27 protein-coding genes and 1 tRNA gene are annotated in these 24,014 nt (G+C 75.6%); 11 read left to right on the top strand and 17 right to left on the bottom strand.

What is annotated here, in order from left to right; translation table 11 throughout:
- The first annotated feature begins 277 nt into the window (after positions 1–277).
- From ACI79S_RS04195 to mscL, 3 genes are all read left to right on the top strand, one after another.
- A complete protein-coding gene (locus ACI79S_RS04195) occupies positions 278–610 on the top strand; it encodes an FmdB family zinc ribbon protein (RefSeq protein WP_456592185.1) in 333 nt (110 codons plus the stop codon).
- 97 nt (positions 611–707) lie between these two features.
- Positions 708–1,337: a Flp pilus assembly protein CpaB gene (cpaB, locus tag ACI79S_RS04190; protein WP_456592184.1), complete on the top strand. Its 630-nt coding sequence runs from the start codon at positions 708–710 to the stop codon at positions 1,335–1,337.
- 32 nt (positions 1,338–1,369) lie between these two features.
- A complete protein-coding gene (gene mscL, locus ACI79S_RS04185; RefSeq protein WP_456592183.1) occupies positions 1,370–1,804 on the top strand; it encodes a large conductance mechanosensitive channel protein MscL in 435 nt (144 codons plus the stop codon).
- A 7-nt stretch (positions 1,805–1,811) separates the two neighbouring features.
- On the opposite strand, the gene ACI79S_RS04180 is transcribed toward mscL, so the two are convergent.
- Positions 1,812–2,510, bottom strand: a complete 699-nt coding sequence (locus ACI79S_RS04180; protein WP_456592182.1) for a YbaK/EbsC family protein — start codon at positions 2,508–2,510, stop codon at positions 1,812–1,814.
- A gap of 118 nt (positions 2,511–2,628) precedes the next feature.
- Here ACI79S_RS04180 and ACI79S_RS04175 point away from each other — a divergent pair, with 118 nt between their 5' ends.
- Positions 2,629–2,988 (top strand): VOC family protein, encoded by a 360-nt coding sequence (locus ACI79S_RS04175; protein ID WP_456592181.1) that lies wholly within the window; start codon positions 2,629–2,631, stop codon positions 2,986–2,988.
- Complete coding sequence (locus tag ACI79S_RS04170; protein ID WP_456592180.1) at positions 2,985–3,425, top strand: PaaI family thioesterase; 441 nt, start codon at positions 2,985–2,987, stop codon at positions 3,423–3,425. The genes ACI79S_RS04175 and ACI79S_RS04170 overlap by 4 nt, the downstream gene beginning before the upstream one ends.
- Here the strand turns inward: ACI79S_RS04170 and ACI79S_RS04165 are convergent.
- Positions 3,392–4,306: an MSMEG_6728 family protein gene (locus ACI79S_RS04165; protein ID WP_456592179.1), complete on the bottom strand. Its 915-nt coding sequence runs from the start codon at positions 4,304–4,306 to the stop codon at positions 3,392–3,394. The two genes, ACI79S_RS04170 and ACI79S_RS04165, sit on opposite strands and share 34 nt — an antisense overlap.
- 64 nt (positions 4,307–4,370) lie before the next feature.
- Positions 4,371–5,216: an NAD-dependent protein deacetylase gene (locus ACI79S_RS04160; protein WP_456592178.1), complete on the bottom strand. Its 846-nt coding sequence runs from the start codon at positions 5,214–5,216 to the stop codon at positions 4,371–4,373.
- Positions 5,217–5,333: 117 nt separating this feature from the next.
- On the opposite strand from ACI79S_RS04160, the gene ACI79S_RS04155 reads away from it, so the two are divergent.
- Positions 5,334–6,347, top strand: coding sequence for an ion channel (locus ACI79S_RS04155; protein ID WP_456592177.1), 1,014 nt, complete (start codon positions 5,334–5,336; stop codon positions 6,345–6,347).
- An 18-nt stretch (positions 6,348–6,365) separates the two neighbouring features.
- Here the strand turns inward: ACI79S_RS04155 and ACI79S_RS04150 are convergent, their stop codons facing one another.
- The 5 genes from ACI79S_RS04150 to ACI79S_RS04130 form a co-directional block, all read right to left on the bottom strand.
- Positions 6,366–6,812 (bottom strand): SRPBCC family protein, encoded by a 447-nt coding sequence (locus ACI79S_RS04150; RefSeq protein ID WP_456592176.1) that lies wholly within the window; start codon positions 6,810–6,812, stop codon positions 6,366–6,368.
- A 29-nt stretch (positions 6,813–6,841) separates the two neighbouring features.
- Positions 6,842–7,198, bottom strand: a complete 357-nt coding sequence (locus ACI79S_RS04145; protein ID WP_456592175.1) for a hypothetical protein — start codon at positions 7,196–7,198, stop codon at positions 6,842–6,844.
- 90 nt (positions 7,199–7,288) lie between these two features.
- A complete protein-coding gene (locus tag ACI79S_RS04140; protein WP_456592174.1) occupies positions 7,289–7,987 on the bottom strand; it encodes a LuxR C-terminal-related transcriptional regulator in 699 nt (232 codons plus the stop codon).
- Between the two features lie 85 nt (positions 7,988–8,072).
- A complete protein-coding gene (locus ACI79S_RS04135; protein WP_456592173.1) occupies positions 8,073–8,819 on the bottom strand; it encodes a GAF and ANTAR domain-containing protein in 747 nt (248 codons plus the stop codon).
- 91 nt (positions 8,820–8,910) lie between these two features.
- Positions 8,911–8,983 (bottom strand) — tRNA-Arg (locus tag ACI79S_RS04130).
- A 183-nt stretch (positions 8,984–9,166) separates the two neighbouring features.
- Between ACI79S_RS04130 and ACI79S_RS04125 the strand changes: the two genes are divergently transcribed.
- From ACI79S_RS04125 to ACI79S_RS04115, 3 genes are all read left to right on the top strand, one after another.
- Complete coding sequence (locus ACI79S_RS04125) at positions 9,167–9,487, top strand: GNAT family N-acetyltransferase (RefSeq protein WP_456592172.1); 321 nt, start codon at positions 9,167–9,169, stop codon at positions 9,485–9,487.
- A 34-nt stretch (positions 9,488–9,521) separates the two neighbouring features.
- Positions 9,522–10,331 (top strand): Fpg/Nei family DNA glycosylase, encoded by an 810-nt coding sequence (locus tag ACI79S_RS04120; protein WP_456592171.1) that lies wholly within the window; start codon positions 9,522–9,524, stop codon positions 10,329–10,331.
- Positions 10,332–10,400: 69 nt separating this feature from the next.
- The gene (locus ACI79S_RS04115) at positions 10,401–11,204 is read left to right on the top strand and encodes a hypothetical protein (protein WP_456592170.1); all 804 of its coding nucleotides are present in this window, start codon (positions 10,401–10,403) and stop codon (positions 11,202–11,204) included.
- 12 nt (positions 11,205–11,216) lie between these two features.
- On the opposite strand, the gene ACI79S_RS04110 is transcribed toward ACI79S_RS04115, so the two are convergent.
- Positions 11,217–11,525 carry a putative quinol monooxygenase gene (locus ACI79S_RS04110; RefSeq protein ID WP_456592169.1) on the bottom strand — a complete coding sequence of 103 codons (309 nt, stop codon included), beginning with the start codon at positions 11,523–11,525 and terminating at the stop codon, positions 11,217–11,219.
- Between the two features lie 82 nt (positions 11,526–11,607).
- Between ACI79S_RS04110 and ACI79S_RS04105 the strand changes: the two genes are divergently transcribed.
- The gene (locus ACI79S_RS04105; RefSeq protein ID WP_456592168.1) at positions 11,608–13,017 is read left to right on the top strand and encodes an NADP oxidoreductase; all 1,410 of its coding nucleotides are present in this window, start codon (positions 11,608–11,610) and stop codon (positions 13,015–13,017) included.
- 1 nt (position 13,018) lies between these two features.
- On the opposite strand, the gene ACI79S_RS04100 is transcribed toward ACI79S_RS04105, so the two are convergent.
- The 6 genes from ACI79S_RS04100 to ACI79S_RS04075 all read right to left on the bottom strand — a co-directional run bounded on the left by ACI79S_RS04100 (position 13,019) and on the right by ACI79S_RS04075 (position 21,090).
- Positions 13,019–14,092 carry an inositol monophosphatase family protein gene (locus ACI79S_RS04100; RefSeq protein WP_456592167.1) on the bottom strand — a complete coding sequence of 358 codons (1,074 nt, stop codon included), beginning with the start codon at positions 14,090–14,092 and terminating at the stop codon, positions 13,019–13,021.
- Positions 14,085–16,889 carry a phosphoenolpyruvate carboxylase gene (gene ppc, locus ACI79S_RS04095; protein ID WP_456592166.1) on the bottom strand — a complete coding sequence of 935 codons (2,805 nt, stop codon included), beginning with the start codon at positions 16,887–16,889 and terminating at the stop codon, positions 14,085–14,087. Before ppc ends, ACI79S_RS04100 begins: the two co-directional genes overlap by 8 nt.
- A gap of 108 nt (positions 16,890–16,997) precedes the next feature.
- Positions 16,998–17,855: a tetratricopeptide repeat protein gene (locus ACI79S_RS04090; RefSeq protein ID WP_456592165.1), complete on the bottom strand. Its 858-nt coding sequence runs from the start codon at positions 17,853–17,855 to the stop codon at positions 16,998–17,000.
- 115 nt (positions 17,856–17,970) lie between these two features.
- A complete protein-coding gene (locus tag ACI79S_RS04085; RefSeq protein WP_456592164.1) occupies positions 17,971–18,951 on the bottom strand; it encodes a TIGR03557 family F420-dependent LLM class oxidoreductase in 981 nt (326 codons plus the stop codon).
- 37 nt (positions 18,952–18,988) lie between these two features.
- Positions 18,989–20,179: an ABC transporter permease gene (locus ACI79S_RS04080; RefSeq protein WP_456592163.1), complete on the bottom strand. Its 1,191-nt coding sequence runs from the start codon at positions 20,177–20,179 to the stop codon at positions 18,989–18,991.
- Entirely contained in the window at positions 20,176–21,090 is a 915-nt protein-coding gene (locus tag ACI79S_RS04075; protein WP_456592162.1) for an ABC transporter ATP-binding protein, read from the bottom strand. Before ACI79S_RS04075 ends, ACI79S_RS04080 begins: the two co-directional genes overlap by 4 nt.
- Before the next feature lie 141 nt (positions 21,091–21,231).
- On the opposite strand from ACI79S_RS04075, the gene ACI79S_RS04070 reads away from it, so the two are divergent.
- Complete coding sequence (locus ACI79S_RS04070) at positions 21,232–21,900, top strand: UdgX family uracil-DNA binding protein (RefSeq protein ID WP_456592161.1); 669 nt, start codon at positions 21,232–21,234, stop codon at positions 21,898–21,900.
- Positions 21,901–22,013: 113 nt separating this feature from the next.
- Here the strand turns inward: ACI79S_RS04070 and ACI79S_RS04065 are convergent, their stop codons facing one another.
- Both ACI79S_RS04065 and pdxH read right to left on the bottom strand, forming a co-directional pair.
- Complete coding sequence (locus ACI79S_RS04065) at positions 22,014–23,366, bottom strand: MFS transporter (RefSeq protein ID WP_456592160.1); 1,353 nt, start codon at positions 23,364–23,366, stop codon at positions 22,014–22,016.
- Entirely contained in the window at positions 23,363–24,010 is a 648-nt protein-coding gene (gene pdxH / locus ACI79S_RS04060) for a pyridoxamine 5'-phosphate oxidase (protein WP_456592159.1), read from the bottom strand. Before pdxH ends, ACI79S_RS04065 begins: the two co-directional genes overlap by 4 nt.
- Positions 24,011–24,014: the final 4 nt, after the last annotated feature.

Raw genomic sequence — 24,014 nt, 5'->3', positions numbered from 1 at the left:
TCAGCGTGCCACCGGCACCGGCACCGGCCATCGCCGGCCCCCACCGCCGACGACCCGAGCAGCGCGCGCCCACCGCCGACCCGAACGGGGCCGTCAGCCGATCACCCGGAGGGCCGGCGCGAACTGGTCCTCGGCGACCGACACCCGATCAGCGCGCAAACGTGACGCTCGCCGACAGACGTGGACGGCGGGTCCCCGCATGACGCATCATTGGCAGTCTCCGGGTGCGAGTGCCAACTCGGACCCCTACCTCCGCTCGACCAGGGAGAGCCACGCCGTGCCCACCTACCAGTACGCCTGCACCAACGCCGAGGGCAAGCACGAGTTCGAGGTCGTGCAGTCCTTCACCGACGCCCCGGTGAACGAGTGCCCCGAGTGCGGCGCCGCGGTGCGCAAGGTCTACGGCTCGGTCGGCGTCGTCTTCAAGGGCTCGGGCTTCTACCGCACCGACAGCCGGTCGAACGGCAAGACGTCGGAGGCCCCGGCCAGCAACGGGTCCTCGACGGGCACCTCGTCGTCGACCCCGGCCAAGGAGAGCTCGCCGAGCCCTTCCACCGCCTCCTCGACGCCGGCGTCGACCTCCGGAAGCGGGGCCAAGGCCGCGAACTGAGCGAGGGCGGCCGGGCCTCGTCCACAGGTCCGCCGCCGCTCCACAGCTCCGACCGACCGCTTCCCCGCCCGGCCCCGCCGGGGGCAGGGTCGGTGGCGTGCTCCGACTGCGCCGACCCCGCTTCCCGCTGCTGACGGCCCGCCGACTGGCCGCCGCGCTGCTCACCGCCCTCGCCGTGGGGCTCGCGCTGCGCCCCGCCCCCGCCCCGGCCGACGGCGCGCAGCCACGCGACGTCCCCGTCGTCGCCGCCGGCGCCGACCTCCCCGCCGGCACCCGGCTGACCCGTGACCACCTGGCGCTCGTCCGGCTACCGCCCGGCGCGGTGCCCGATGGCGTGGTGGCCGCCCCGGAGCACCTCGAGCGCCGGGTGCTCGCCGGGCCCGTCCGCCGCGGGGAGCCGCTCACCGACGCCCGGCTGGTCGGCGCCGGGCTGACCGCCCTGCTGCCGCCCGGCCAGGTGGCGGCCCCGGTGCGGCTGGCCGACCTGGCGGTCGCGGCGCTGCTGCGCGCCGGCGACCGGGTCGACGTGCTGTCCGCCGGACCGGGCGGCGGCCCGGCCGAGCGGGTGGCGGCCGGCGCGCTCGTGCTCGCCGCCGTTGCCGGGGACGACGCCGAGGCGGGCGCCGGGCTGCTGGTCCTCGCCGTCGACGGGGACACCGCGGCCCGCCTCGCGGCCGCCGCGGCCGGCGGCACGCTCACCGTCAGCCTGCCGCCACCCCTGAGCTGACCCCCCGGGGCCGGGTGTGGGTGGATGATCCCGTGCTGAAGGGTTTCAAGGACTTCCTGTTCCGCGGCAACGTCGTCGACCTCGCCATCGCGGTGGTCATCGGTGCGGCCTTCACCGACGTGGTCAACGCCTTCGCCGAGTCGTTCCTCACCCCGCTGATCGGCCTGGTCGGTGGCGGCGGCGAGCTGGGCGGGACCTTCCAGGTGGACGGTCAGACCTTCCCCTGGGGCTCCTTCCTCAGCCAGGTGATCACCTTCGTGCTCACCGCGGCGATCCTCTACTTCGTCGTCGTGCTCCCGGTGCGCCGGCTGTTCGACCGACGGGCGGCCGGTGAGGAGCCCGGCCCGGTGGCACCGACGCAGGTCGAGCTGCTCGTCGAGATCCGCGACCTGCTGCGGGCCCAGCAGGGCCAGGGCCCGGGCCCGGACTCCGCCGGACGCGCGACCACGCCGCCCGGTCAGCCCTGAGCGCCCGTCAGTCGCTGCCCCAGTGCGGCGGCCTGTCCTCGTAGTAGCGCCGGTCGTCGTCGGAGCCGTCGGCGGGCCGCTCCCCCCAGCCGACGTCGGTGTCGTCCGGCGCCCGGTCCAGCCGCAGCGGCTGCGGCGGCGCCGGCGGCTCGGCGGGCAGCGGCTGCCCCAGCCCCTCGAGCACCTGCACCGTGGGCAGCGCGGCCAGCACCGCCCCGGGCACGGCGAGCTTGCTGCCGCGGGTGCCCGAGCCGATGACGACCAGGTCGGCCGCCGCGACGGCGGCGTCGACGAGCACCGGCCAGGCCGCGGGGAGCCCGACCGGCGTGATGCCGCCGAAGGCCATGCCGCTCTCGGCGACGGCGACGTCCTGCGGCGCGAACGACGCCTTGCGGGCGCCGAGGTGCCGGCGCACCAGCCCGTTGACGTCGGCGCGGGTGGTGGCGAGGACCAGGCAGGCGGCCAGCGTCGTCTCCCCGGCGCGACGGGCGGCGACGACGACGCAGTTGGCCGAGGCGGCGAGCGGCACCCCGTAGGCGTCGGTGAAGGCGGCGGTGTCGGCGAGGTCGTCGGCGATCTCCGCGACCCAGGCCGGGCCGGCCAGCGCCGGCAGCGCGGCGGCGACCGGCGGGGCCAGGAGGTCGGGTCGCCCGGCGGCCGGCAGCCAGCGCAGGGAGCCGAGGACAGGGGGGGCAGGGTCGGGCATGCCCCCGATCCTGCGGCACGGCGCCGGCGCACCGCAGCCGGGTCCCGTGGCGGGATCCCTTCGACCTGCGGCCGGTCCCCGGCTGTCGGTCGGCCCGGGCGGGCGCCAGGATGGCGCCATGATCGGTCAACTGCACTCCGTCGTGATCGACGCGCCCGACGCGCACGCCCTGGCCGGCTTCTACGCCGACCTGCTCGGCATGGAGATCAGCCGGGGCGGCCCCGGGGACGACTGGGTCGTCGTCACCGGCGCCGGGTACCGGCTGGCCTTCCAGCAGGCGCCGGACCTGCGGCCGCCGGACTGGCCGGACCCCGAGCGCCCGCAGCAGTTCCACCTCGACGTCCGGGTCGCCGACATCGAGGAGGCCGAGCCGAAGGTGCTGGCCCTGGGCGCCCGGAAGCTGCCCGGCGGCGGGGGCGACTTCCGCGTCTACGCCGATCCGGTGGGCCACCCCTTCTGCCTGGTCTGGGACGCGTGAGCCGCCTACCGGTGGACCCGACGGCGGCGGCCGGCGCGTTCGTCTCGGCGATGCGGTTCGACGTCGGGGAGGCCAGCGGCACGCGGGTGACCGGGCACGTCGATCTCGGGCCCGACCAGCACACGCCCTGGGGGGTGGTGCACGGCGGGCTGTACTGCTCGGTAGTCGAGTCCGCGGCCAGCATCGGGGCCAGCCTCGCGGTGCGGGACCGCGGTCAGTTCGCCGTCGGCGTCAACAACAACACCGACTTCCTCCGCTCGATGACCAGCGGCCGGGTCGACGTCGTCGCGGAGCCGGTGCAGCAGGGGCGCACCCAGCAGCTGTGGCAGGTCGCGCTCACGCGGGAGGACGGCGAGCTCGTGGCCCGCGGGCAGGTGCGGCTGCAGAACGTGCCGCTGCCGGGTCAGCCGAGCGCCACCGGGTCGAGCACCACCTGAAACAGCGCGCGCGGGTCCTGCAGGGTCGCGGGCGGCCGGGCGGCCGCCCGCGGCACCACCCGGTCCCAGCGCGCGGGCCGGCGGTGCGGCAGCAGCTCACGCCCCTGGAACAGGTACTCCCCCACCACCTCCCCGAGCAGCAGCCCGGCCCCGTGCTCGATCGGCAGCGCCACCGGGTCGCCCGGCCGCACCTCGTCGAGGAAGGCCGACAGCTGGCGCAGGTCCTTGGCGGGACGACGGCCGGAGATCTCCTTGGACAGCGCCCGCAGCTCGACGGGCTCCATCCCGGTCGCGTCGACGTCGATGCCCGACTGGGTGCCCAGGCCCACGACCCCCGCAGCCAGGCAGGCGCCGAGCTCGTTGTGCGCCCGCGGCCGCACGACCCACACCCGCACCCCCTCGGGCTCGGGCGCGGGTGGGAGGTCGTCCGGCCCCGGCCAGACGTAGGGCAGGTCGTCGGGCTCGGGGCCGAAGCGCTCGGTGAAGCGGGCCCGGTAGAACTCCGGGTCCTTGGCGATCAGGTTCGACCGGTGCGAGCGGTGCAGCTCCTCGTCCCCGATCCAGGAGGGCAGGAGGCCGGCCGCCGCCAGCTCGGCCTGCGGCACGCCGACGACGTCGGGCGCGAACTCGCCGATCAGCGTCTCGGTGCTGTCGGCGAAGCCGCGTTCCCGCCAGACCCGGACCATGGCCAGGCCGTAGGCGACCAGCGCCGGTGTCCGGCCACGCCACATCGCGACCACGGGGTGGCTGGCCCAGCCGTAGTCGGGCAGCTCGAGCGCCCGCAGGATCTGCAGCGTCTCCACCCGCTGCTTGCCCAGCCGCGGGGAGTCGAGCAGCCTCGCGCTCTCCTCGAAGTCGGCCACCGGCACGAAGGTCTGCATCGGGGCGCTTCCTGCCCCTCTGGGGGCATGGTCAACCGCCGGGCGCGCAGCACCGCCGCCCGGCTCACGCCAGCCGGCGGGCCAGCTCCGGCAGGACGACGCCCAGCGGGGCGTCGACCTTGAGCGATGCCTTCGCATCGCCACGGGTGGCCCCGGAGTTCACGATCGCGACGGGGATGCCGCGCTTGGCGGCGCGGATGACGAACCGGTAGCCGCTCATCACGGTCAGGGACGAGCCGAGCACCAGCAGCGCCCGGGCGTCGTCGACCAGCGCGAAGCAGGCGTCGACCCGGTCCCGCGGCACGGTCTCGCCGAAGAACACGACGTCGGGCTTGAGCGGGCCACCCCCGCACGCCACGCAGCCGACCATCACGAACCCGTCGAGCACCTCCTCGGGGAGCTCCACATCGCCGTCCGGGTTGACCTCGTCGACCGGCTCGGGGCGGAACCCGGGATTGGCCGCCCGCAGCCGAACGTCGAGGGCGGCGCGCGAGGCGATGTCCCCGCAGGCCAGGCAGACGGTGCGGTCCAGCCCGCCGTGCAGCTCCAGCACGTCGCGCGCCCCGCCGGCCTGGTGCAGACCGTCGACGTTCTGGGTGATCACGTCGGCCACCGCACCGGCCCGCTGGAGCTCGGCGACGGCCCGGTGGCCGGCATTGGGCCGGGCATCGGCGATCTGCCGCCAGCCCACGAAGCTGCGCGCCCAGTAGCGGTGCCGGCCGCGGGGGTCGCGGGTGAACGTCTGGTACGTCATCGGGGTGTGCCGGCGCAGCGATCCGGTGGCACCCCGGTAGTCGGGGATGCCGGAGTCGGTGGACAACCCGGCGCCGGAGAGGACGACGGTCCCACCGTCGCCGAGGAGGCCGACGAGCTCGGAGAGGCCCTCGACGGCGGAGGTCGCTACGGTCACTCCGCCATCGTCCCTGCCGAACGGCCGATGCGCCGGGCCCGATCGAGGAGGTCGAACCGCCGTCCGCTCCCTGCCTGCCGCCACCGACTGCGACCACGCACCGCAGCCGGGCTCCGCATGACCGGGTGGTGGTGGGACGTCCTGGGCCTGGCGATCGTCGCGTTCGCGGTGGTCGACGAGGCGCGGACGACGCTGGCGGTGGCCAGTGGCCCGGGTCCGATGACCCGGCTGATCACCGACGCGGTGTGGCGGCTGGCCCGGCGACCGGCCGTGGCGGACGCGGCTCCGGTGCGCTTCGTGGGCGGCCCCGGGGTCGTCCTGGTCGCAGCGACCGTCGGCGCCTGGTTCACCCTGCTCTGGCTGGGCTGGTCGCTGGTCTTCCTCGGCGACGAGGACGCGGTCGTCGGCTCGTCGAGCGGCGCCCCGGCCTCGGTCTGGGAGCGGTTCTACTTCGCCGGCTACAGCGTCGCCACCCTGGGCAACGGGGGGTACCAGCCCGCGGGTGCGGGGTTCCAGCTGGCCACCATGGCCGCCGCGCTGAGCGGGATGCTGCTGATCACCCTCGGCGTCTCCTACCTGACCTCGGTGATCTCCGCGGTGGTCGGCAAGCGGAGCTTCGCCTCCCAGGTCACCGGGTTCGGGGGCACCGGCGCGGAGGTGGCGGCCGGCCTGGCCGTGCCCGGGACGACCCTTCCGGCGGTGGTGCCCCTGTCCTCGCTGTCCTCGACCCTGGCGACGCTGGGGCAGCAGCACCGGGCGTACCCGCTGCTGCACGCCTACCGGCCGCGGGCGCCGGAGCTCGGCACCGCCCCTGCTGTCGCGCTGCTGCTCGACGCGGCCCTGGTGCTGTCGTCGGCAGCCGACCCGGCCGGCCGGCTCCCCGCCGGGGTGCGCCGGTCGGTCGTCTCCTCCGTGCAGCAGTACGTCGACCACGCCCCCGCGACCGGGGGCGAGCGCACCTCGACGGCGCCGCCGCTGGACGCCGCGGAGATCGGCCGCGCCGGCCTGCAGGTCGACCCGGCCCAGCTCGCCCTCCGGACCGCGGAGCACGCCGAGCTGCGGGACCAGCTGGCCCGGCGGATCGGGGCGGCCGGCTACCGGTGGCCCGGGGACGACCGCGCGTCGTCCTGACCGACGGCCGGTCCGGGCTCAGCCGGCGGTGACCGCCTGCTCGAGCCGGGCCAGCATCGCGTCCTGGATGCGGGCCAGGCCCTTGGGGGCGAAGGTGCGCTCGAAGAACCCGCCGATCCCGCCGGCGCCGGTCCAGGTGGTGCGCGCCCGCACCGTGCTCACCCCGGCGTCGGCCGCGGAGACGGTCCACGTGGTCACCATGCTCGAGTTCGTGTCGGTCTCCACGAGCGCCCCGTCGGGGGTCTCGGTGACGACGACGTCCTGCTCGCGCACCCGCTTGGACGTGGCCTGCAGGCGCCAGTGCACCTTGGTGCCGGCGCCCTGGCCGCCGGCGTCCACGCGGTACTCGCTGTACTGCTCGGGCAGCACCTGCGGCCGGGTGACGGCGTAGTCGGCGAGCGCGGCGCGGACGACGTCCGCCGGGGCGCGCAGGACACGTTCGGTGGTGGCGACGACCTGACCCATGCCGCCCATCCTGCCCGCCGGCGGCTCGGCTACTCCTGCGTCTCCTCGTTGTTGAGGTACTCGCAGCGGAAGCGGGCGCCCGCCATCGCCTCGGTGAAGCGCGCCTCCCACATGGGGTCGTCCGCCGGGAAGGTCTCGAACACCCGGTCCTCGAGCACCTCCGGGTGCCCGTCCAGCCCTGGGCAGCTCCGCCGCAGCAGCACCCGCGTCACGCCGTCGACCTCGTCGTGCGCGGCGTGCCAGCGGGCCGCCGCGACCGCCCGCTCCCGCAGCACGCGTTCGCGGGCGGGCAGCGCCCGGCCGGCCGGCTGCGGCACCGAGACCCACCAGACGACGATCCCGGCCAGCAGCACGACCAGCAGCACAGCCGTCAGGATGCCGACCATGCCCAGCACGGTAACCCCGCGGACGCCGCCCGGTCGGACCTCAGCCGTCGGCGGCCTGCGGCAGCTGCCCGGCGACGACCCGGTTCGATCTCAGATCTCGGCGGGGGCGGCGGTCAGGTCGTGCGCGCCGCAGGTGCAGCCGTTGCGGGCGGAGAGCACCAGCGAGACGGCGTGCGCCCGGTCGCGGGCGCCGAGCTTGCGCAGGATCGCCTTCACGTGCGACTTCACCGTGTCCTCCGAGATGAACAGGTTCTCGCCGATCGTGCGGTTCGACTGGCCCAGCACGAGCTCGTCGAGGACGTCGGACTCCCGCCGGGTCAGCGGTACCGCGGGGGTGAGCTCGCGAGCGGCCGGGGCGGCCTCACCCGGCGCCACCCGGCGGATCTGCGGGTCGACGACGGTGCGACCGGCGCGGGCGGCCAGCACGGCCCAGCCCAGCAGGGTGGCGGAGGTGTTTAGCAGCAGGTAGCCGCGGATGCCGGCGGCGAGCGCCTCGTTGACCACGGCCGGGTCCTCGGACGTCGCCACCGCCACGATCGCCGTCCGCGGGAAGCGGCGGCGCAGGTCGCGGCAAGCGGTCAGCGTGGCGCTGCGCCCGGAGCCGAGCTCCACGACCACCGCGTCCGGGCGGGCCGACTCGGCCAGCACCAGGGCCCGCCGCGGCTCCCCCGGCGCACCGACGACCTGCGTGCCGGCGGTCTCGTCGATCATGCCGACCAGTCCGCGGCGCAGGACGGGGGCATCGGCGAGGACGAGGACCCGGGTGACGCCGGCCATCGGGATGGACACGCTGGTTGCTCCGCTCACGTTCGGTGACGACCTGACCTGCACTCCATCGGTCGGGTGAACGCGGTGCTTGAGCCCCCGATCGAGGTCAGCGGCCGAGTGAGCCGGTGCGGGCGAGCTCCTCGGCGACCTGGTGGAGCTTGCGGTTGGTCTCCTGGCTGACCTTCGCGAGGACGCCGAACGCCTGATCCGCAGTGATCTTGAGGCGTTCCATGAGAATGCCCTTGGCCTGACCGATGACGTCCCGGTGGACCAGCGCCGTGTTCACGTGCTCCAGCTCCTGGGCGTCGGCCACGGCGACCGCGGCATGGCTGGCCAGCAGCAGGCCGACGTGCTCGGCCGCCTCGGTGAAGGCGGCCGGCTCGTCCGACAGCAGGTTCAGCGCCCCCAGGTCGTCACCGTGCACGAACAGCTGGAAGCACATCAGGCTCCGCACGCCGACGCCGCCGGCCCGGGCGGCCAGATCGGGCCAGCGCTCGTCGGCGATCAGGTCGTCGACCCGGACCGCGCGCTCCTCCCGGAGCGCGTCCATGCACGGCCCCTGCCGGGTCTGCTCCTGCAGCCGGTCGAAGGCCCGGGGCCGGTCGCCGGTGGCCGCCGCGGAGTAGGCCAACCGGCGCCGCCGGACCATGGTGATCGACGCGTCCCCGGCACCCGGCACCATCTCCGCGGCCAGCGTGACGATCTTGTCCATGACCGCCTGCTTGCTCGTCTGGCGCTGGAGGTCCCGCGCCGCGTCGGCCAGCCGTCCCGCGAGTTCGCCCGAGCCCGCCGCCGTGTCCTGCGGCGAGGAATGCCCCCGCCGGCGCGAGGACCCGTCCCCCTGGTCGCTCATGGCCGGAGCGTGCCACGCACGGACGGCCCGCGGCAGTGCCCGTGGCACGGTGGCGCCTCCGGACCCGCTCGCCCGATCAGCTGCTCGGCAGTGCCCCCGGCAGGATTCGAACCTGCGACACACGGTTTAGGAAACCGATGCTCTATCCCCTGAGCTACGGGGGCCACGGCGCAGCACCACCTGCGCCGGGACCAACGCCGGAGAGGCTATCGGGTGGCCGTCGGAACTCTGGCGCGGCCCGACTCGTCGGTACGGCAGAGAGAGCGCACGCCTCCAGCGGGTTACCGTGCTGGGGTCGAAGCGAGCTCCGGCAGCGTGGCCGGGGGTCAGAGAGGTGGGCCGCAACGATGGAGACCACGGTGGTCGACGTCCCCGAGCGGGGTCGGTTCGAGGTCCGGCAGGGCGAGCGCGTCGTCGGACTCGCCAGCTACCACGTCGAGAAGGGGCAGATGACTCTCCCGCACACCGAGGTGGACCCCACCATGGGTGGTCAGGGCATCGGGAAGACCCTCGTCGCCGGGGTCCTCTCCGCGGCGCGCGAGCGAGGCCTGACCGTGCTGCCGTACTGCTCCTTCGTCCGCCACTACATCCAGCAGCACCCCGAGCTGGTCGACCTCGTCGCGGTCGAGGACCGGCCGCACTTCGGCCTGGAGACCGCCGACCACTGAGCCGGTGACGCGCGGCGCCACCTACGCTGCGCGGGTGCCCGAAGGCCACACCCTGTTCCGCCTGGCGCGGCAGCTCGAGCTGCCGTTCGCCGGCCGCCCGGTGCACGTGACCAGCCCGCAGGGCCGGTTCGAGGCCGGCGCCGCCCTCCTCGACGGGCGGGTCCTCGACGAGGTGTTCTCCTACGGCAAGCACCTGTTCGCCCGCTTCGGCGGCGACCACCTGCACGTCCACCTCGGGCTGTACGGCACGTTCCTCACCGGCGCCGGCACGCCACCCCCGGCCAAGGGGGCGCTGCGCATGCGCTGGGTGGGCGACGGCCCGGACGGCGCCGGGGCGTGGGGCGACCTCCGCGGGCCCACCGCCTGCGAGGTGCTCACCGCCCCGGAGGCCGAGCGCATCCTCGGCCGCCTGGGGCCGGACCCGCTGCGGCCCCGAGCCGACGGGACGGTCGCCCACCGGCGCATCGCGGGCAGCCGCACGGCGGTCGGGGCCCTGCTCATGGACCAGTCGGTGCTGGCCGGGGTCGGCAACGTGTACCGCGCGGAACTGCTGTTCCGGCACCGGGTCTCACCGTTCCGCCCCGGCCGGCAGATCGACGCCACGCTGTGGGCCGCCATGTGGCGGGACCTGGTGACCCTCATGCGCTCCGGCGTCCGGATGGGCCGCATCGTGACCACCCGCCCCGAGGACCGCTCCCGGCGCAGCGGTGCGGTGACCCGCGAGGACGCCCACTACGTCTACCGGCGCACCGACCTCCCCTGCCGGATCTGCGGGACCGGCATCCGCACCCAGGTGCTGGTGGGGCGCAACCTCTACTGGTGCCCCGTCTGCCAGGCGGCCTGACCGGTACCGGCGGGTGCCGCTCGGCCGCGCGTACCGTCGAGTGCAGTGAGACGCAGATCATGCACAGTGGTGGCCCTCGCCGCGGTGGGGGCGCTCCTCGGTCTGCCCGCCGCCGCCTCCGCCGCACCGGTCGAGACCGCCGGCCCCACGCGCACCGTCGGCTACGACGTCTCCCACCCGCAGTGCGGCACCGACCTCCCCGAGGACGCTGCGTTCGCGGTCGTCGGCGTCAACGGCGGGCTGGCCACCCGGGTCAACCCCTGCCTCGCCGACCAGCTGGACTGGGCCGCGGGCTCCTCGGGCGCGGCCGGCCAGCCGCGCGTGCAGCTCTACCTCAACACCGCGAACCCCGGGGAGCTGCGCGACCAGGTCACCACCTGGCCCGAGGCGGGCAGCACGCCCTACGGGCGCTGCGACGGCGAGAACTCGACGGCGTGCTCGTGGCAGTACGGCTGGGAGCGGGCGCGCACGAGCGTGCAGTCGTTCTTCCGCCCCGCCGCCCGCGCCGTGCAGCTGGACAGCCAGCCGGCGCGCTACACGTGGTGGCTGGACGTCGAGACCATGAACACCTGGCAGGACGGCTCCTCCGACGCGCGCGCCCGCAACCGGGCCGCGCTCGAAGGCATGACCGAGTACCTGACCGGGCGGGGCGCTCGGGTCGGCGTGTACTCCACCGGCTACCAGTGGGGCCGCATCGTCGGCGAGGTGCCCGAGGAGAGCCCGCTGGCCGGGCTGCCCAGCTGGCTGGCCGGTGCCACCACCCGCGTCGAGGCCGTGGCGGCCTGCGGGAAGCCGCCGCTGGTCCCCGACGGGGAGGTCGAGCTCACCCAGTACGTCCCGGGCGAGCTCGACCACGACCACGCCTGCCGCTGAGGCCGCTCGACGTCAGAGCGCGCCCTTGCCGGGCTCCCCCGCCGGGACGGCGGCCAGCCGGCGCACCTCCAGCGGCGCCGCCAGCTTGTCGGCCAGCGTCGCGCCCAGGGTGGTCAGCGCCTCGGCCTTGCCGTGGGTGCGCAGCGCCTCGGGGCTCTCCCACCGCTCCACCATGACGAAGACGCCGTCCCCCTCGTGCAGCGCGTACAGCTCGCACCCGGGCTCGGCGTGCACCTTCGGCACGGCGGCGAGGATCGCCTCGCGGACGGCGTCCACCGCCTCGGGCTTCGGGGTGATGGTGGCGACGACGACGACGGACACGGGACCTCCTGGGGACGACGGGGATCGAACAGCCCGGACGATTGCCCTGGTGGCGCGGCCCCGGCCGGGTCAGGATGCCAGGGTGGTCGACGACGGCACTCCTCCTCCCCCGACCGCTGACCACCCGCTGCGTGTGGCGGTCATCGGCGCCGGCCCGGCCGGCATCTACGCCGCCGATGCCCTGACCCGGCAGAGCGAGGTCCCCGTCGCCGTCGACCTGCTCGACCGGCTGCCCACCCCGTTCGGCCTGGTCCGCCACGGCATCGCCCCGGACCACCCGAAGATGCGGGCGATCCGCGACACCCTGCACCGCAGCCTCGACCACCCGCTGGTGCGGTTCGTGGGCAACGTGGAGGTCGGCACCGACCTCTCGCTGGCGGAGCTGCGCGCGCACGTGGACGCCGTCGTCTACACCTACGGCGCGGCCCTCGACCGGCACCTGGGCATCGAGGGCGAGGAGCTGCCCGGCAGCCTGGCCGCCACCGACCTCGTCGCCTGGTACACCGGCCACCCCGACGCCGACCGCGCGACCGTGGAGGCCGCCCTGGCCGGCGTCCGGAACGCCGTGGTCGTCGGGGTGGGGAACGTCGCGCTCGACGTCGGGCGGATCCTCGCCCGCACCGCCGAGGAGCTGGAGCCCACCGACATGCCCCAGCACGTCATCGACGTCCTGGCGGCCGCGCCCGTCCAGGAGGTGACGGTGCTCGGCCGCCGCGGCCCGGCGCAGGCCACCTTCACCACCCAGGAGCTGCGCGAGCTCGGCGGGCTCGCGGCGGCGACCGTGCTGGTCGACCCCGCCGACCTGGAGCTCGACGCCGAGACCGAGGCGCGGGCGGCGGCCGACCGCAACGCCACCCGCAACCTCGCCGTCCTGCGCGAGTGGGCGGACCACGAGCCGGAGCCCGGCCGCACCCGGTTGCGGCTGCGCTTCTACTCCCGCCCGGTGCGGCTGCTGGGCACCGAGCGGGTCACCGGCGTCGAGGTGGAGCGCACCGCCGTCGACGGCGACGGCCGGGCGATCGGCACCGGCGAGTTCGAGGTGCTCCCGGCCGACCTCGTGGTGCGCTCGGTCGGCTACCTCGGCACCCCGCTGCCCGGCCTGCCGGTCGACCAGCGCACCGGCACCGTCGCCCACGACGGCGTGGGGCGGGTGCTGCGCGACGGGCGGCCGTCGGCCGGGGAGTACGTGGCCGGCTGGATCAAGCGCGGCCCCACCGGGGTCGTCGGGCACAACAAGCACGACGCCCGCGAGACCGTCGCGGCGCTGCTGGCCGACGCCGCCGACGGCACGCTGCGGGTGCGCGGCCCGGCCGACGACCTGGTGCGCACCCTGCAGGCCCGCGGCGCGGAGCCGGTGCTGCTGGAGGACTGGCGGGCGATCGACGCCGCGGAGCAGGCGCTGGGTGCCAGCCGCGGCCGTGCCCGGACGACTCTGCACGAGCGGGAGGCGCTGCTGGCCGCCGTCCGGGAGGCCGCCACCCGCCCGCGCTGAGTCAGCGCAGCGCGGCCAGCAGCTCGCGCGCCGCCGCCTCGTCGGCGGCGGCCACGAACCGGATCAGCGCGCCCGTGTCGGGCGTCAGCTCCAGGGGCTCACCCGCGTCGGTGAGGACGGCGCCCCCGGCGGCGGCCAGCACCGCCAGCCCACCGGCGACGTCGTGGACGTGCGTGCCGCTGCGGTCCAGGTCGTGCCAGGCCGCGGCCGCGCCGTCGGCCACCAGGCACAGGTCGACGGCGGTGCACCCGGTGATCCGCACCCGGCGGGCCGTCGCCGGCACCGCGACCGCGCCGCCCCGCGGCCCGCTGGGGACGACGACCGTGCCACCGGGCCGGGTGCGCGCCGGCACCCCGTCCCGGACCGCCCCGTGCCCCTCGACGGCCGCCCACCGACGGCCTGAGGAGAGGTCGGCGACCAGCCCGGCGACCGGCCGGCCCTCCTGCACCAGCGCGGCCGAGAAGGCCCACGGCGGCAGGCCGGCGGCGAAGTTGCCGGTGCCGTCGAGCGGGTCGAGCACCACCCAGGGCCGCCCCTCGGCCACCGCGGTGTCGTGGCTCTCCTCGCTGAGCACCGGCACGCCCAGCGCACCGAGGACTCCGACGGCGGCGGCGTGGGCGGCGGCATCGGCGGCCAGCGCGAGGCTCCCGTCCCGCTTGGTCCGCGTCTCCCCGGTGCCGTGGGCGAGCGCCACCGCGGTCTCCACCCGCGTGGCCGCGAGCGCCGCCAGGTGGGCGAAGCGCAGCGGCAGGGGGGCGTCGGCCGGTGGACCGGGCACGTCGATCGCCCGGCCGGTCGCGAGGTGCTGTATGCGGTCGCACCCCCACCCCGCCGCGGCGGCGAGCACCACGGGGTGGTCCAGCGGCACCCCGGCCCGGCGCACGACCACGGCGGCGGCGGTGGCGTCGTCGGTCCACTGCCGGCGGACCAGCACCACCTGGCCCTCGTCCCCGACCAGCACCCGCGCCCAGGGGTCGAGCAGGGCCGGGGCCAGCGCGGCCGCCGGCAGCCCCAGCGCCTCGGCCGCGGCCGGCAGGTCGGAGCTGGCCGCGGTGCGCAGCCCCGGCTCAGCCACTGTTGCGCAGCGCGGTGGCGATGCCGTTGATGGTCAGCTGGATGTTGCGGCTGGTGAGCTCGTCGTCCTCCCCGCCACGGCGGCGCCGCAGCATCTCCACCTGCAGGTGGTGCAGCGGCTCGAGGTACGGGAACCGGTTCCGGATCGACCGGGCCAGCGACGGGTTGTCGGCGAGCAGGTCGTCGTCGCCGGTGACGGCCAGCGTCATCCGGCAGGTGCGCTCGTGCTCGGCGGTGATGCGGTCGAACACCCGCGCCCGCAGCTCCTCGTCGGGCACCAGCTCGGCGTACCGGGCCGCGAGCCCCAGATCCGTCTTGGCGAGCACCATGCCCATGTTGGACAGCACCGTGCGGAAGAACGGCCACCGCCGGTGCAGCTCGCGCAGCCGCTCCAGCCGCTCCGCGGAGCCCCCGACCCACTCCGCCAGCGCCGATCCGGTGCCGTACCAGCCGGGCAGCATGATCCGGGTCTGCGACCAGCTGAACACCCACGGGATCGCCCGCAGGTCGGCGATGGAGTTGCCCGCCTTGCGCGACGGCGGCCGGCTGCCGATGTTGAGCTCGGCGAGCTCGCCGATCGGGGTCGCCGCCCGGAACCACTCCACGAAACCGGGCGTCTCGTGCACCAGCCCCCGGTAGGCCCGCTGCGCGCGGGCGGCGAGGTCGTCGAGCAGGGCGTAGGCGTCCTCGGCGTCGTCCCCCAGCCCCTCCACGTCCAGGAGCGTCGACTCGAGCGTCGCGGCGACGAGCGCCTCGAGGTTGCGCCGGGCGAGGTCGGGATCGGCGTACTTGGCGGCGATGACCTCACCCTGCTCGGTGAGCCGCAGCGCCCCGGCCACCGCACCCGGGGGCTGCGCGCGGATCGCCTCGTAGCTGGGGCCGCCCCCTCGGCCGACGGTGCCGCCGCGGCCGTGGAACAGCCGCAGCCGGATCCCCTCGCGGCGCGCGAGCTCGACCAGGTCGAGCTCGGCCCGGTACAGCGCCCAGTTGGCGGCGAGGTAGCCGCCGTCCTTGTTGCTGTCGGAGTAGCCGAGCATGACCTCCTGCACGTCGCCCCGGTCGGCCAGGAGCGCCCGGTACAGGGGCTGGTCGAGCACCGCGCCGAGCGTCGTCGCGGCGTTCTGCAGGTCCGTGATGGTCTCGAACAGCGGGGAGATGCCGACCGGGCACGTGGGGCCGTCCGGGCCGGCCGGGTCGAGCAGGCCGACCTCCTTGAGCAGGACGGCGACCTCGAGGACGTCGCTGACCGACTCGCACATGCTGATCACGTAGTTCGGGATCGTGCGCGCGCCCAGCAGCGCGACGCGCTCGGCCGCGGCGAGGAGCACGTCGAGCTCCTTGCGCGCCTCCTCCGACAGCTGCGCGTCGGGGCGGACCAGCGGGCGCCGCAGCGTCAGCTCCCCGGCCAGCAGCTCCACCCGGGGCGCCTCGTCGAGCGCGGTGTAGTCGTCGCACACCCCGGCCCAGGCCAGCAGCTCGGCGACCACCTGCTCGTGCACCGACGAGTTCTGCCGCAGGTCCAGCCCGCACAGGTGGAACCCGAACACCTCGACCGCCTCCCGCAGCCGCAGCAGCCGGTCGTCGGCGAGCGGCCCCGCGCCGTGGCTGCGCAGCGACGCGTCCACCACGTCCAGGTCGGCCCGCAGCTCGTCGGGGCGGTCGTAGGGCGGCAGCGCCGGCACGGACCCGGCGTCCCCGGGCACCCCTCCCAGCACCCGGGCGGCGGTGGCGGCCAGCCGCGCGGAGATGCCGGTCAGCGCCCGCCGGTAGGGCTCGTCGGCGCGGAACGGCGAGTCGTCGCGGGAGGCCTCGGCCAGCGCGTACAGCTCCGGCGTCGGCGTGACCAGCCGGTCGGACATCGACAGCTCGCTGCGCAGTTCGGCCAGCTCGGCCAGGTGGTGGCCCAGCGCCGTCTCCGCCTGCCGTGAGGTGGCGCGGCGCAGCGCCTCGCCGGTGACGAACGGGTTGCCGTCGCGGTCACCGCCGATCCAGGAGCCCGGCAGCAGCATCGGCCGGCGCAGGACCCCCGCACCGGGCCACCGCTGCTCGACCGCCCGCCGCACCTCGGCGTTGATCGCCGGCACGACCTCGAACAAGGAGAGCTCGTAGTAGCGCAGCGCCTCGTCGATCTCGTCGGTCAGCCGCAGCCGGGACAGCCGCAGCAGCGCCGTCTGCCAGAGGGTGAGCACCGAGCGCCACAGCTGCGCCGACCACGCCGGGTCGACGTCGCCGTCGCCCGCACGGTCCCGTTCCCGGATCAGCTGGGTCACCTGCCGCTGCACCTGGAACACCGTCTTGCGGCGGACCTCGGTGGGGTGGGCGGTGACCACCGGGCAGACGAGGGCACCGGCGAGTTCGCGGGCCACGGTCTCGACCGGGATCTCCGCCTCGTCCAGCAGGGCGAACGACGCCGCGAGGCTACCCTGCTGCGGTGGGGAGCCGGCGCGGCGGTGGTGCCGGCGACGGCGCTCGTGGTGGATGTCCTCGGCCAGGTTGGCCAGCAGCGAGAAGTGGCTGAACGCCCGGATGACGTGGTTGGCCGAGCGGACGTCCAGGCCGGCGAGCCGGCGGGCGAGCTCGGCCCGGTCGACCTCGGAGCGGCGGACGCCGAAGGCCTCCACGCGGGTGGACTCGACCAGCTCCAGCACCTCGGGCCCGGCCTGCTCGCCGATCACCTCGCCGAGGACACGCCCCAGGAGCCGGATGTCCTCGCGCAGCGGCTCGTCGTCCGCGCGGTCACCGGTGCCGGGCGCACCGTGGTGGCGGAGGTCTGCGACGTCGACAGTGGCTTCGGACACACCCGCAGTATCCGGGACCCGTGTGACGAGCACGTATCGGCCTGGTGGGACGGCCGCCCTTCAGGGGCCCGCGCCGAGCGTGCGAGGCGTGGGGGAAGGGTGGTCCTTTCAGTGCTCGAGCTCCCGCAGGCACTGGGCCGCCAGCTGGTCGCCGGCCGCCGCCCCCAGGCGGAACTGCTCCACGGCGCCCTCGAGGTCCCCGCGGTCGGCCAGCAGCACGCCGAGGTTCTGGTGGCAGTAGGCGTCACCGGCGGAGATGCCGCTGCGGTAGGCCTCCTCGGCGGCCTCCTCGTCGCCGAGCTCCTCGCGGTAGAGGTTGCCCAGCGGCAGCCAGGCCACCTGCTCGCCGAGCTTGGCGCCGCGCTCCAGCACCGCGCGCGCCTCGGCCGAGCGGCCGGTCTCGCGCAGCAGGTGCGCCAGGTCCGCCCGGGCGGCCGGGAAGTGGTGCTGGCCGGCGCGGAGATCCTCCTCGAGCGCCGGGTCCAGCGTGGCGCACCAGCGCCAGCACGCGACGACGGCGGCGGCCTCCTGGTCGCCGGCGGCGGCGAACTCCTCGGCCACCGCCATGGCCTGCTCGCGCTCACCCTGCTCCCGGAGCAGGAAGGCCAGCTGCAACCCACCCTCGAGGTCGCCGGCGGCCGCCGCCCCCCGGTAGGCGCGCATCGCGCCGGCGAGGTCGCCGAGGTCCTCGAGCACCAGGCCGAGGTTGCGCCAGGCATCGGCCTCGCCGCCGCGCAGCGCCACCTCGTAGGCGTCGACCGCCTCCTCCCAGCGGTGCTGGGCGGCCAGCGAGTTGCCGAGGTTGAACGCGGCGACGGAGTCCCCCAGGTCGAACGCCCGGCGGAAGCACGCCTCGGCGTCGGTCTGCCGGCCGGCGTCGGCCAGGTCGCAGCCGAGGTCGATCAGCGCGTCGGCGTCGTCGGAGGCGAGCAGCCGCCGCAGCCGCACGTCCAGGTCCTCGGTCATGCCGCCGATGATCAGGGCCGCAGGGCCCGCAGCGCTGCCCCCTGCGGGCCCACCTCACCCCAACGGAGCGGCCAGGAGCCGATCGGTCACCCGATCAGCTGTCCCGACCGGCCGGTCAGCTGCCGAACGCCTCGCGCCAGGCCGGCATCAGGGAGCCGCGCACCCACTCCAGGTAGGGCTGCTGCTGGTCCCCGCCGACCTGCACCAGGGCCAGGTGGGTGAACCCGGCGTCGGCGTACGCCTGCGCGGCCTCGATCACCGCGCCGACGTCGTCCCCGCACGGGATGCTGCCCGCCACGTCCTCCTCCCGGACGAACTGGCTCGCCGCGTCGAAGGCGCTCGGCCCGGGCAGCTCGGCGTTGACCTTCCAGCCGAGGCCGAACCAGCGGAACAGGCTGTGCGCCCGGGTCACCGCGGCCGCCTCGTCGGTCCCGTAGCTGATCGGCATCTGCGCGATCTTCGGCTTACCCGCGCCCCCGGCGGCCTCGAACGCCTCGACCAGCTCGGCCATCGGATCGGTCGCGACCAGCACGTCGGCCAGCTCGCCGGCGATGGTGGCCGCCTGCTTCCCGCCGGCCGCGAAGCCGATGGGCACGCGCTTCTCCGGCAGGTCCCAGAGCTTGGCCGACTCGACGTCGAAGTGCTCACCGCGGAAGTTGGTGTAGCCCTCGCCGTCGAACAGGTCGCGGATGATCTGCAGCGCCTCCATGACCATCTCGTGGCGGACGTCGGCCGGCGGCCAGCCGGCGCCCACGACGTGCTCGTTGAGGTTCTCCCCCGCGCCGAGGCCGAGGGTGAAGCGCCCCTCGGAGAGGATCTGCAGGGTCGCGGCCTGCTGCGCCACGACCGCCGGGTGGTAGCGGAAGGTCGGGCAGGTCACGTAGGTCATCAGCGGGATCCGGCTGGTGGCCTGCGCGGCGGCCCCGAGGGTCACCCACGCGTTGGGCGAGTGGCCCATCTCGTCCAGCCACGGGAAGTAGTGGTCGCTGCTGACGGCGAAGTCGAAGCCGACCTCCTCGGCGCCCACCACGTGGCGGACCAGATCCCGCGGCCCGGCCTGCTCGGTCATCATCGTGTAGCCCAGCTGCATCGCCATGCCGCGCCGCTACCCGGCCGGCCGGGGCGGCCAACCCTCAGACGCGCTCGGCCCGGAACGCCTCCCGCAGCTTGGTCCGGCCGCCGGTGCGCAGCAGCGCCGCGGCGTACACGCGACCGCCGAGGCGGACCACCAGGACGATGGCCGCGACCATCAGGGCCGCCGACAGCACGACCTCCCAGACGGCCACGCTGCCCGCGGCCTGCCGCACCGGCATCACCATCGGCGACAACCCCGGGATGTAGGAGGTGACGACCGCGAGCGTGCCGTCGGGCTCGGCGGCGGCCTGGATGCCGACGATGAAGGCGACCACCAGCACCATGATCGTGGGCGTCACCACGGTGTTGAGGTCCTCCTGCCGGCTGACCAGCGAGGCGGTCACCGCGAAGATCGCCGCGTAGAACGCGTACGCGAGCACGAACCAGGCGACGACGGCGACGGCCGTGCCGATCAGCTCACCGGGGATGTCGACGATGTCGAGGGCCAGCGCCCCGGCGACCCCGACGGCGACGATGAGCACGATCTGCGCCAGCCCGAGCAGCCCCAGGCCGATGATCTTCCCGGCCAGCAGCTGCCACGGCCGCATGGTCGCCAGCAGCAGCTCCACCACCCGGCTGGACTTCTCCTCGACGACGCCCTGGGCGACGAACTGGCCGAAGAGGATGAGCAGGCCGTAGAGCAGCGCGACGCCGATGATCGCCATGCCGATGCGCTGGCCGTCCTGGTCGGCGTCCGGGTCCAGCGGCGTCACCGCGACCTCGGGCACCTGCAGGTCGTCGACCCCGGCGGCCGCGAGCTGCTCGGCCAGCGCCAGCTGCGTGACCGCGCCCTGGACGACCGACTGCAGCGTCCCGCCGGCCGACTGCTCGACCAGCAGCTCGGGCTCACCCCCGCCCTCGGCCACCAGCACGCCGTCGACGTCGCCGTCCTCGATCGCCGTGCGGGCGGCGGCCTCGTCGTCGAGACCGACCAGGGCGACGTCGACGCCGAGCGCCTCGCCCTGGGCCTCGAGCGCCCGGCCCAGCTCGGCGCTCCCGCCGACCAGCCCGATCCGGGTGGCGTCGCCTCCGGAGCCGAGCGCCACCTGCATGCCCAGCGTGCCGAGCAGCAGCACCAGGATCACGACCGAGCTGATGATGAAGTTCTTGTCCCGGATGCGGGCGGAGACCTCGCGCGCGGCGACGAGCCGCACCAGTCCCGCGCTGCCGGGCGTCCGCGACGGGCTCACGCCGCCACCTCCTGGGTGCTGGGGGCGGCGACCGCCCCGCGGAAGAGCTCCACGAGGGTGGGCTGCTGCCAGGCGAAGTGGGCGACCCGGCCGGTGCGCAGCGCGGCGGCCAGGACCGCCTGGTCGTCGGCGTCCGGCGCCAGCTCCAGCAGCGTGTCACCGGCCTGCTCGGAGACGACCCGGACGCCGGGCAGCGCCGCGGCCCAGCCCGGCGCGGCGTCCGGCACCACGACGCGCAGCAGCCGGCCGGCCTCCCGGCGGCGGAGCTCGTCGACGGTCCCGGTGGCGACCATGCGCCCGCGGGCGAGGATGCCGACCGAGTCGCAGAGCCGCTCCACCAGGTCCAGCTGGTGGCTGGAGAAGACGACCGGGACGCCTGCGCGCGCCTGGTCCAGCAGGGCCTCGGCCAGCGAGTCGACGCCGATGGGGTCCAGGCCGGAGAACGGCTCGTCGAGGATGAGCACCTCGGGCCGGCTCACCAGCGCGGCGGCAAGCTGCACCCGCTGCTGGTTGCCCAGCGACAGCTTCTCGACGGCGTCGCCGCTGCGCGGCCCCAGCCCGAGCCGCTCGACCCACTCGTCGGCCGCGCGCGTCGCCGCGGCGGAGTCCATGCCGTGCAGCCGGCCGAAGTAGGTGACCTGCTCGCCGACCTTCATCTTCGGGTAGAGCCCGCGCTCCTCCGGCATGTAGCCGACGCGGCGCCGGGACTCCTGGTCGAGCGGACGCCCCTGCCAGCGCACCTCACCGGCGTCGGGCCGGACCAGCCCCATCGCCACGCGCATCGTCGTGGTCTTGCCCGCGCCGTTGGAGCCGCAGAAGCCGAACATCGACCCCGGCGCCACCGTGAACCCCACGCCGTCGAGGACGCGGACGGCCCCGAAGCTCTTGTGCAGCCCGTCGAACTCGAGCACCTGTCTCCTCCTGCCGTGCGAGCACTGCCGCGGGAACCGTAGCGGCCCTCACGACCTCCCCAGGGAGATCAACTCGCCCCCGGGCGTCGTTCACCGGGAGTTCGCCTCGCGACGGTCGCGCCGGTGCGGTGTCATCGGCTCATGAGCGAGCGCGACGGCGTGGCGCGGCCGCCCACCGGGGTGGGCCTGGAGCAGCTGCGGTCGGCGGCGGCCGGGTGCCGGGCCTGCGAGCTGTGGCAGGACACCACCCAGACCGTGTTCGGGGAGGGGCCCGAGACCGCCCGGGTGGTCTTCGTCGGCGAGCAGCCGGGGGATCAGGAGGACCGGCGGGGCGAGCCCTTCGTGGGCCCGGCCGGCCGGCTGCTGGACAAGGCGCTGGTCGAGGCCGGCATCGACCGGCGCGACAGCTACGTCACCAACTCGGTGAAGCACTTCTCGCACACCGTCAAGGGCAAGCGGCGCATCCACCAGACGCCCCGGCCCGAGCACCTCCGGGCCTGCCGGCCGTGGCTGGAGGCGGAGCTCGCGGTGCTGCAGCCCGAGGTCGTCGTGGCGCTCGGCGCGACGGCGGCCAAGGGGCTGATCTCGCCGTCGTTCCGCATCACCCGCGACCGCGGGCAGTTGGCGCCGTGGACGTCGCCGGGCGCCCCCGCGCCGACCGAGGACGACGACGAGGACGCCCCGCACCAGACCTGGATCCTCGCCACCACCCACCCCTCGGCGGTCCTGCGCACGCCCGACGAGGCCCGCGGCGCCGCCTACGACGCCCTGGTCGCCGATCTGCGGGTGGTGGCCCGCGCGCTCGCCTGAGGCCCCGGTACGCGTACCGGTGAGTAGGGACCGGCGGTAACGGTTACTGCCCCCTGTGCCCGGCCGGCCTCGCCACTCTCGGGGGCGGGCGAGCCCGGCCGGGCCCCCGGGCGTCAGCCGGTGCGGTCGACGCCGGAACGGGAGGCGCGGAACAGCCAGAACGAGGGCACCAGCAGCGCGACGGCGGCCATCGCGAGCACCACCACGATGCCGCCGGACACCATCGCCACCGTCACCGACGCCGCGCTCGCCAGCGCCCCGGCCCGCAGGTCCCCCAGCCGCGGGCCACCGGCGACGACGACGAGGAACACGCCCTGCATCCGGCCGCGCATCTCGTCCGGCGCCGCCAGCTGCAGCATCGACGAGCGCAGCACCGCGCTCACCATGTCCCCCGCCCCGGCGACGGCGAGGAACAGCACGGCCAGCCACAGCGACGGCGCCAGCCCGAACCCGATGACCGCCAGTCCCCAGACGGCGATGGCGCCCAGGACGACCGCTCCCTGCCGGTCGACCCGCGACACCCACCCGGAGGTCAGCCCCATGACCAGCGCGCCCACCGACACCCCGGCGAAGAGCCAGCCCAGCGCGTTCGGCGATCCGGCGAACCGCTCGGCCGAGAGCTCCGGGAAGACCGCGTTGGGCCAGGCGAACAGCATCGCGATGATGTCGACGACGAAGGTCATCAGGAGCACCGGCTGGGTGCGCAGGAAGGCGAAGCCCTCCCCCACCCCGCGCACCGCGGCGCCCAGCCGCAGCCGACGGGCGCGGCCGCCGGGCGGCAGGGAGGGCAGGCCGCGCAGCAGCAGCGCGGCGAGCAGGAAGCCCAGCGCGTCCACCGCGTAGGTGAGGAAGAGCTCGCCCTGGCTGATCAGGACGCCGGCGAGCAGCGGGCCGGCGATGACCCCGGCCTGGCGCACCGTCATCGCCAGCGCGTTCGCGGCCGGCACGAGCGCGGTCCCCACCAGCGCGGGGATCGCGGCGCTGCGCGCCGGCTGGTTGACCGCCGCGAAGCCGGAGACGAAGGCGGTCAGCACCCACAGCAGCGCCAGGTTGCCGCCCCCGGGCAGCAGCGCCTGGAGGGCGAGCAGCGCGCTCGTCACCGCGGCGCCCGTCGAGGTGACGATCATGAGCGTCCGCCGGTCGACGACGTCGGCGATCGCGCCGCCGAGGAGCCCGAACACCACGAGCGGGACCAGCGCGACCAGCGAGGTGAGCCCGACGAACAGCGACCGCCCGGTGAGCTCGTAGACCTGGTACGGGACGGCGACCAGCGTCATCTGCTGACCGATCATCGTGGCCGCGACGCCGCCGAAGAGCCGGCGGTAGGCGGGGACGCGCAGCGGCGTGGTGTCCACCGCCCACCCGCGCCGCCGCACCGGCTCGGGCACCGGCTCCACCACCGCCCGGTCCGGCTCGACCGGGTCGACCGGCCCGACCGGCCCGGGCGGCCCGGGCGGCCCGCTCACGGGGCGAGCCGCTGGACGATCCAGCCCCCGCCCTCCGCCGTGTCGCGGACGAAGCGCAGCCGGTCGTGCAGCCGGTCCCCGCCGCCCTGCCAGAACTCGACCCGTTCGGGCACCACCCGGTAGCCGCCCCACGCCGCGGGGCGGGGCAGCTTCCCCTCCGGCGACTGCTCGTCCAGCAGCCGCACCCGCTCCTCGAGCTCGTGCCGGGAGTCGACGACGCTCGACTGCACCGAGGCCGCCGCCGCCAGCTGCGAGCCGCGCGGCCGCGGGTCCCACAGCGCGTCGGACGCGGCGTCGCCGATCCGCTCCACCCGACCGGCCACCCGCACCTGGCGCTGCAGCGCGTGCCACGGGAAGACCAGCGCCGCGCGGGGGTTGACCGCCAGCTGCGCGCCCTTGGCCGAGGCGTAGCTGGTGCCGAACACGATCCCGTCGGTGTCGTAGCCCTTCATCAGCACGATCCGGGCGTCCGGGGCGCCGTCGGCGTCGGCGGTCGCCACCACGACGGCGTTGGGCTCCGGGAGCGACGCTGCGACGGCATCGGCGAACCAGCGGTCGAACTGCTCGACCCAGGTGGCGGCGAGCTCGTCCTCGCGCAGCCGCCCGAGCGTGTAGTCGTTGCGCATGCGGGTCAGGTCGGGCACGCCG

It is taken from the genome of Blastococcus sp. SYSU DS1024, from assembly GCF_054050795.1.
Note: the sequence above shows the minus strand (reverse complement) of the source record. Positions and strands in the feature narration are given on the sequence as shown.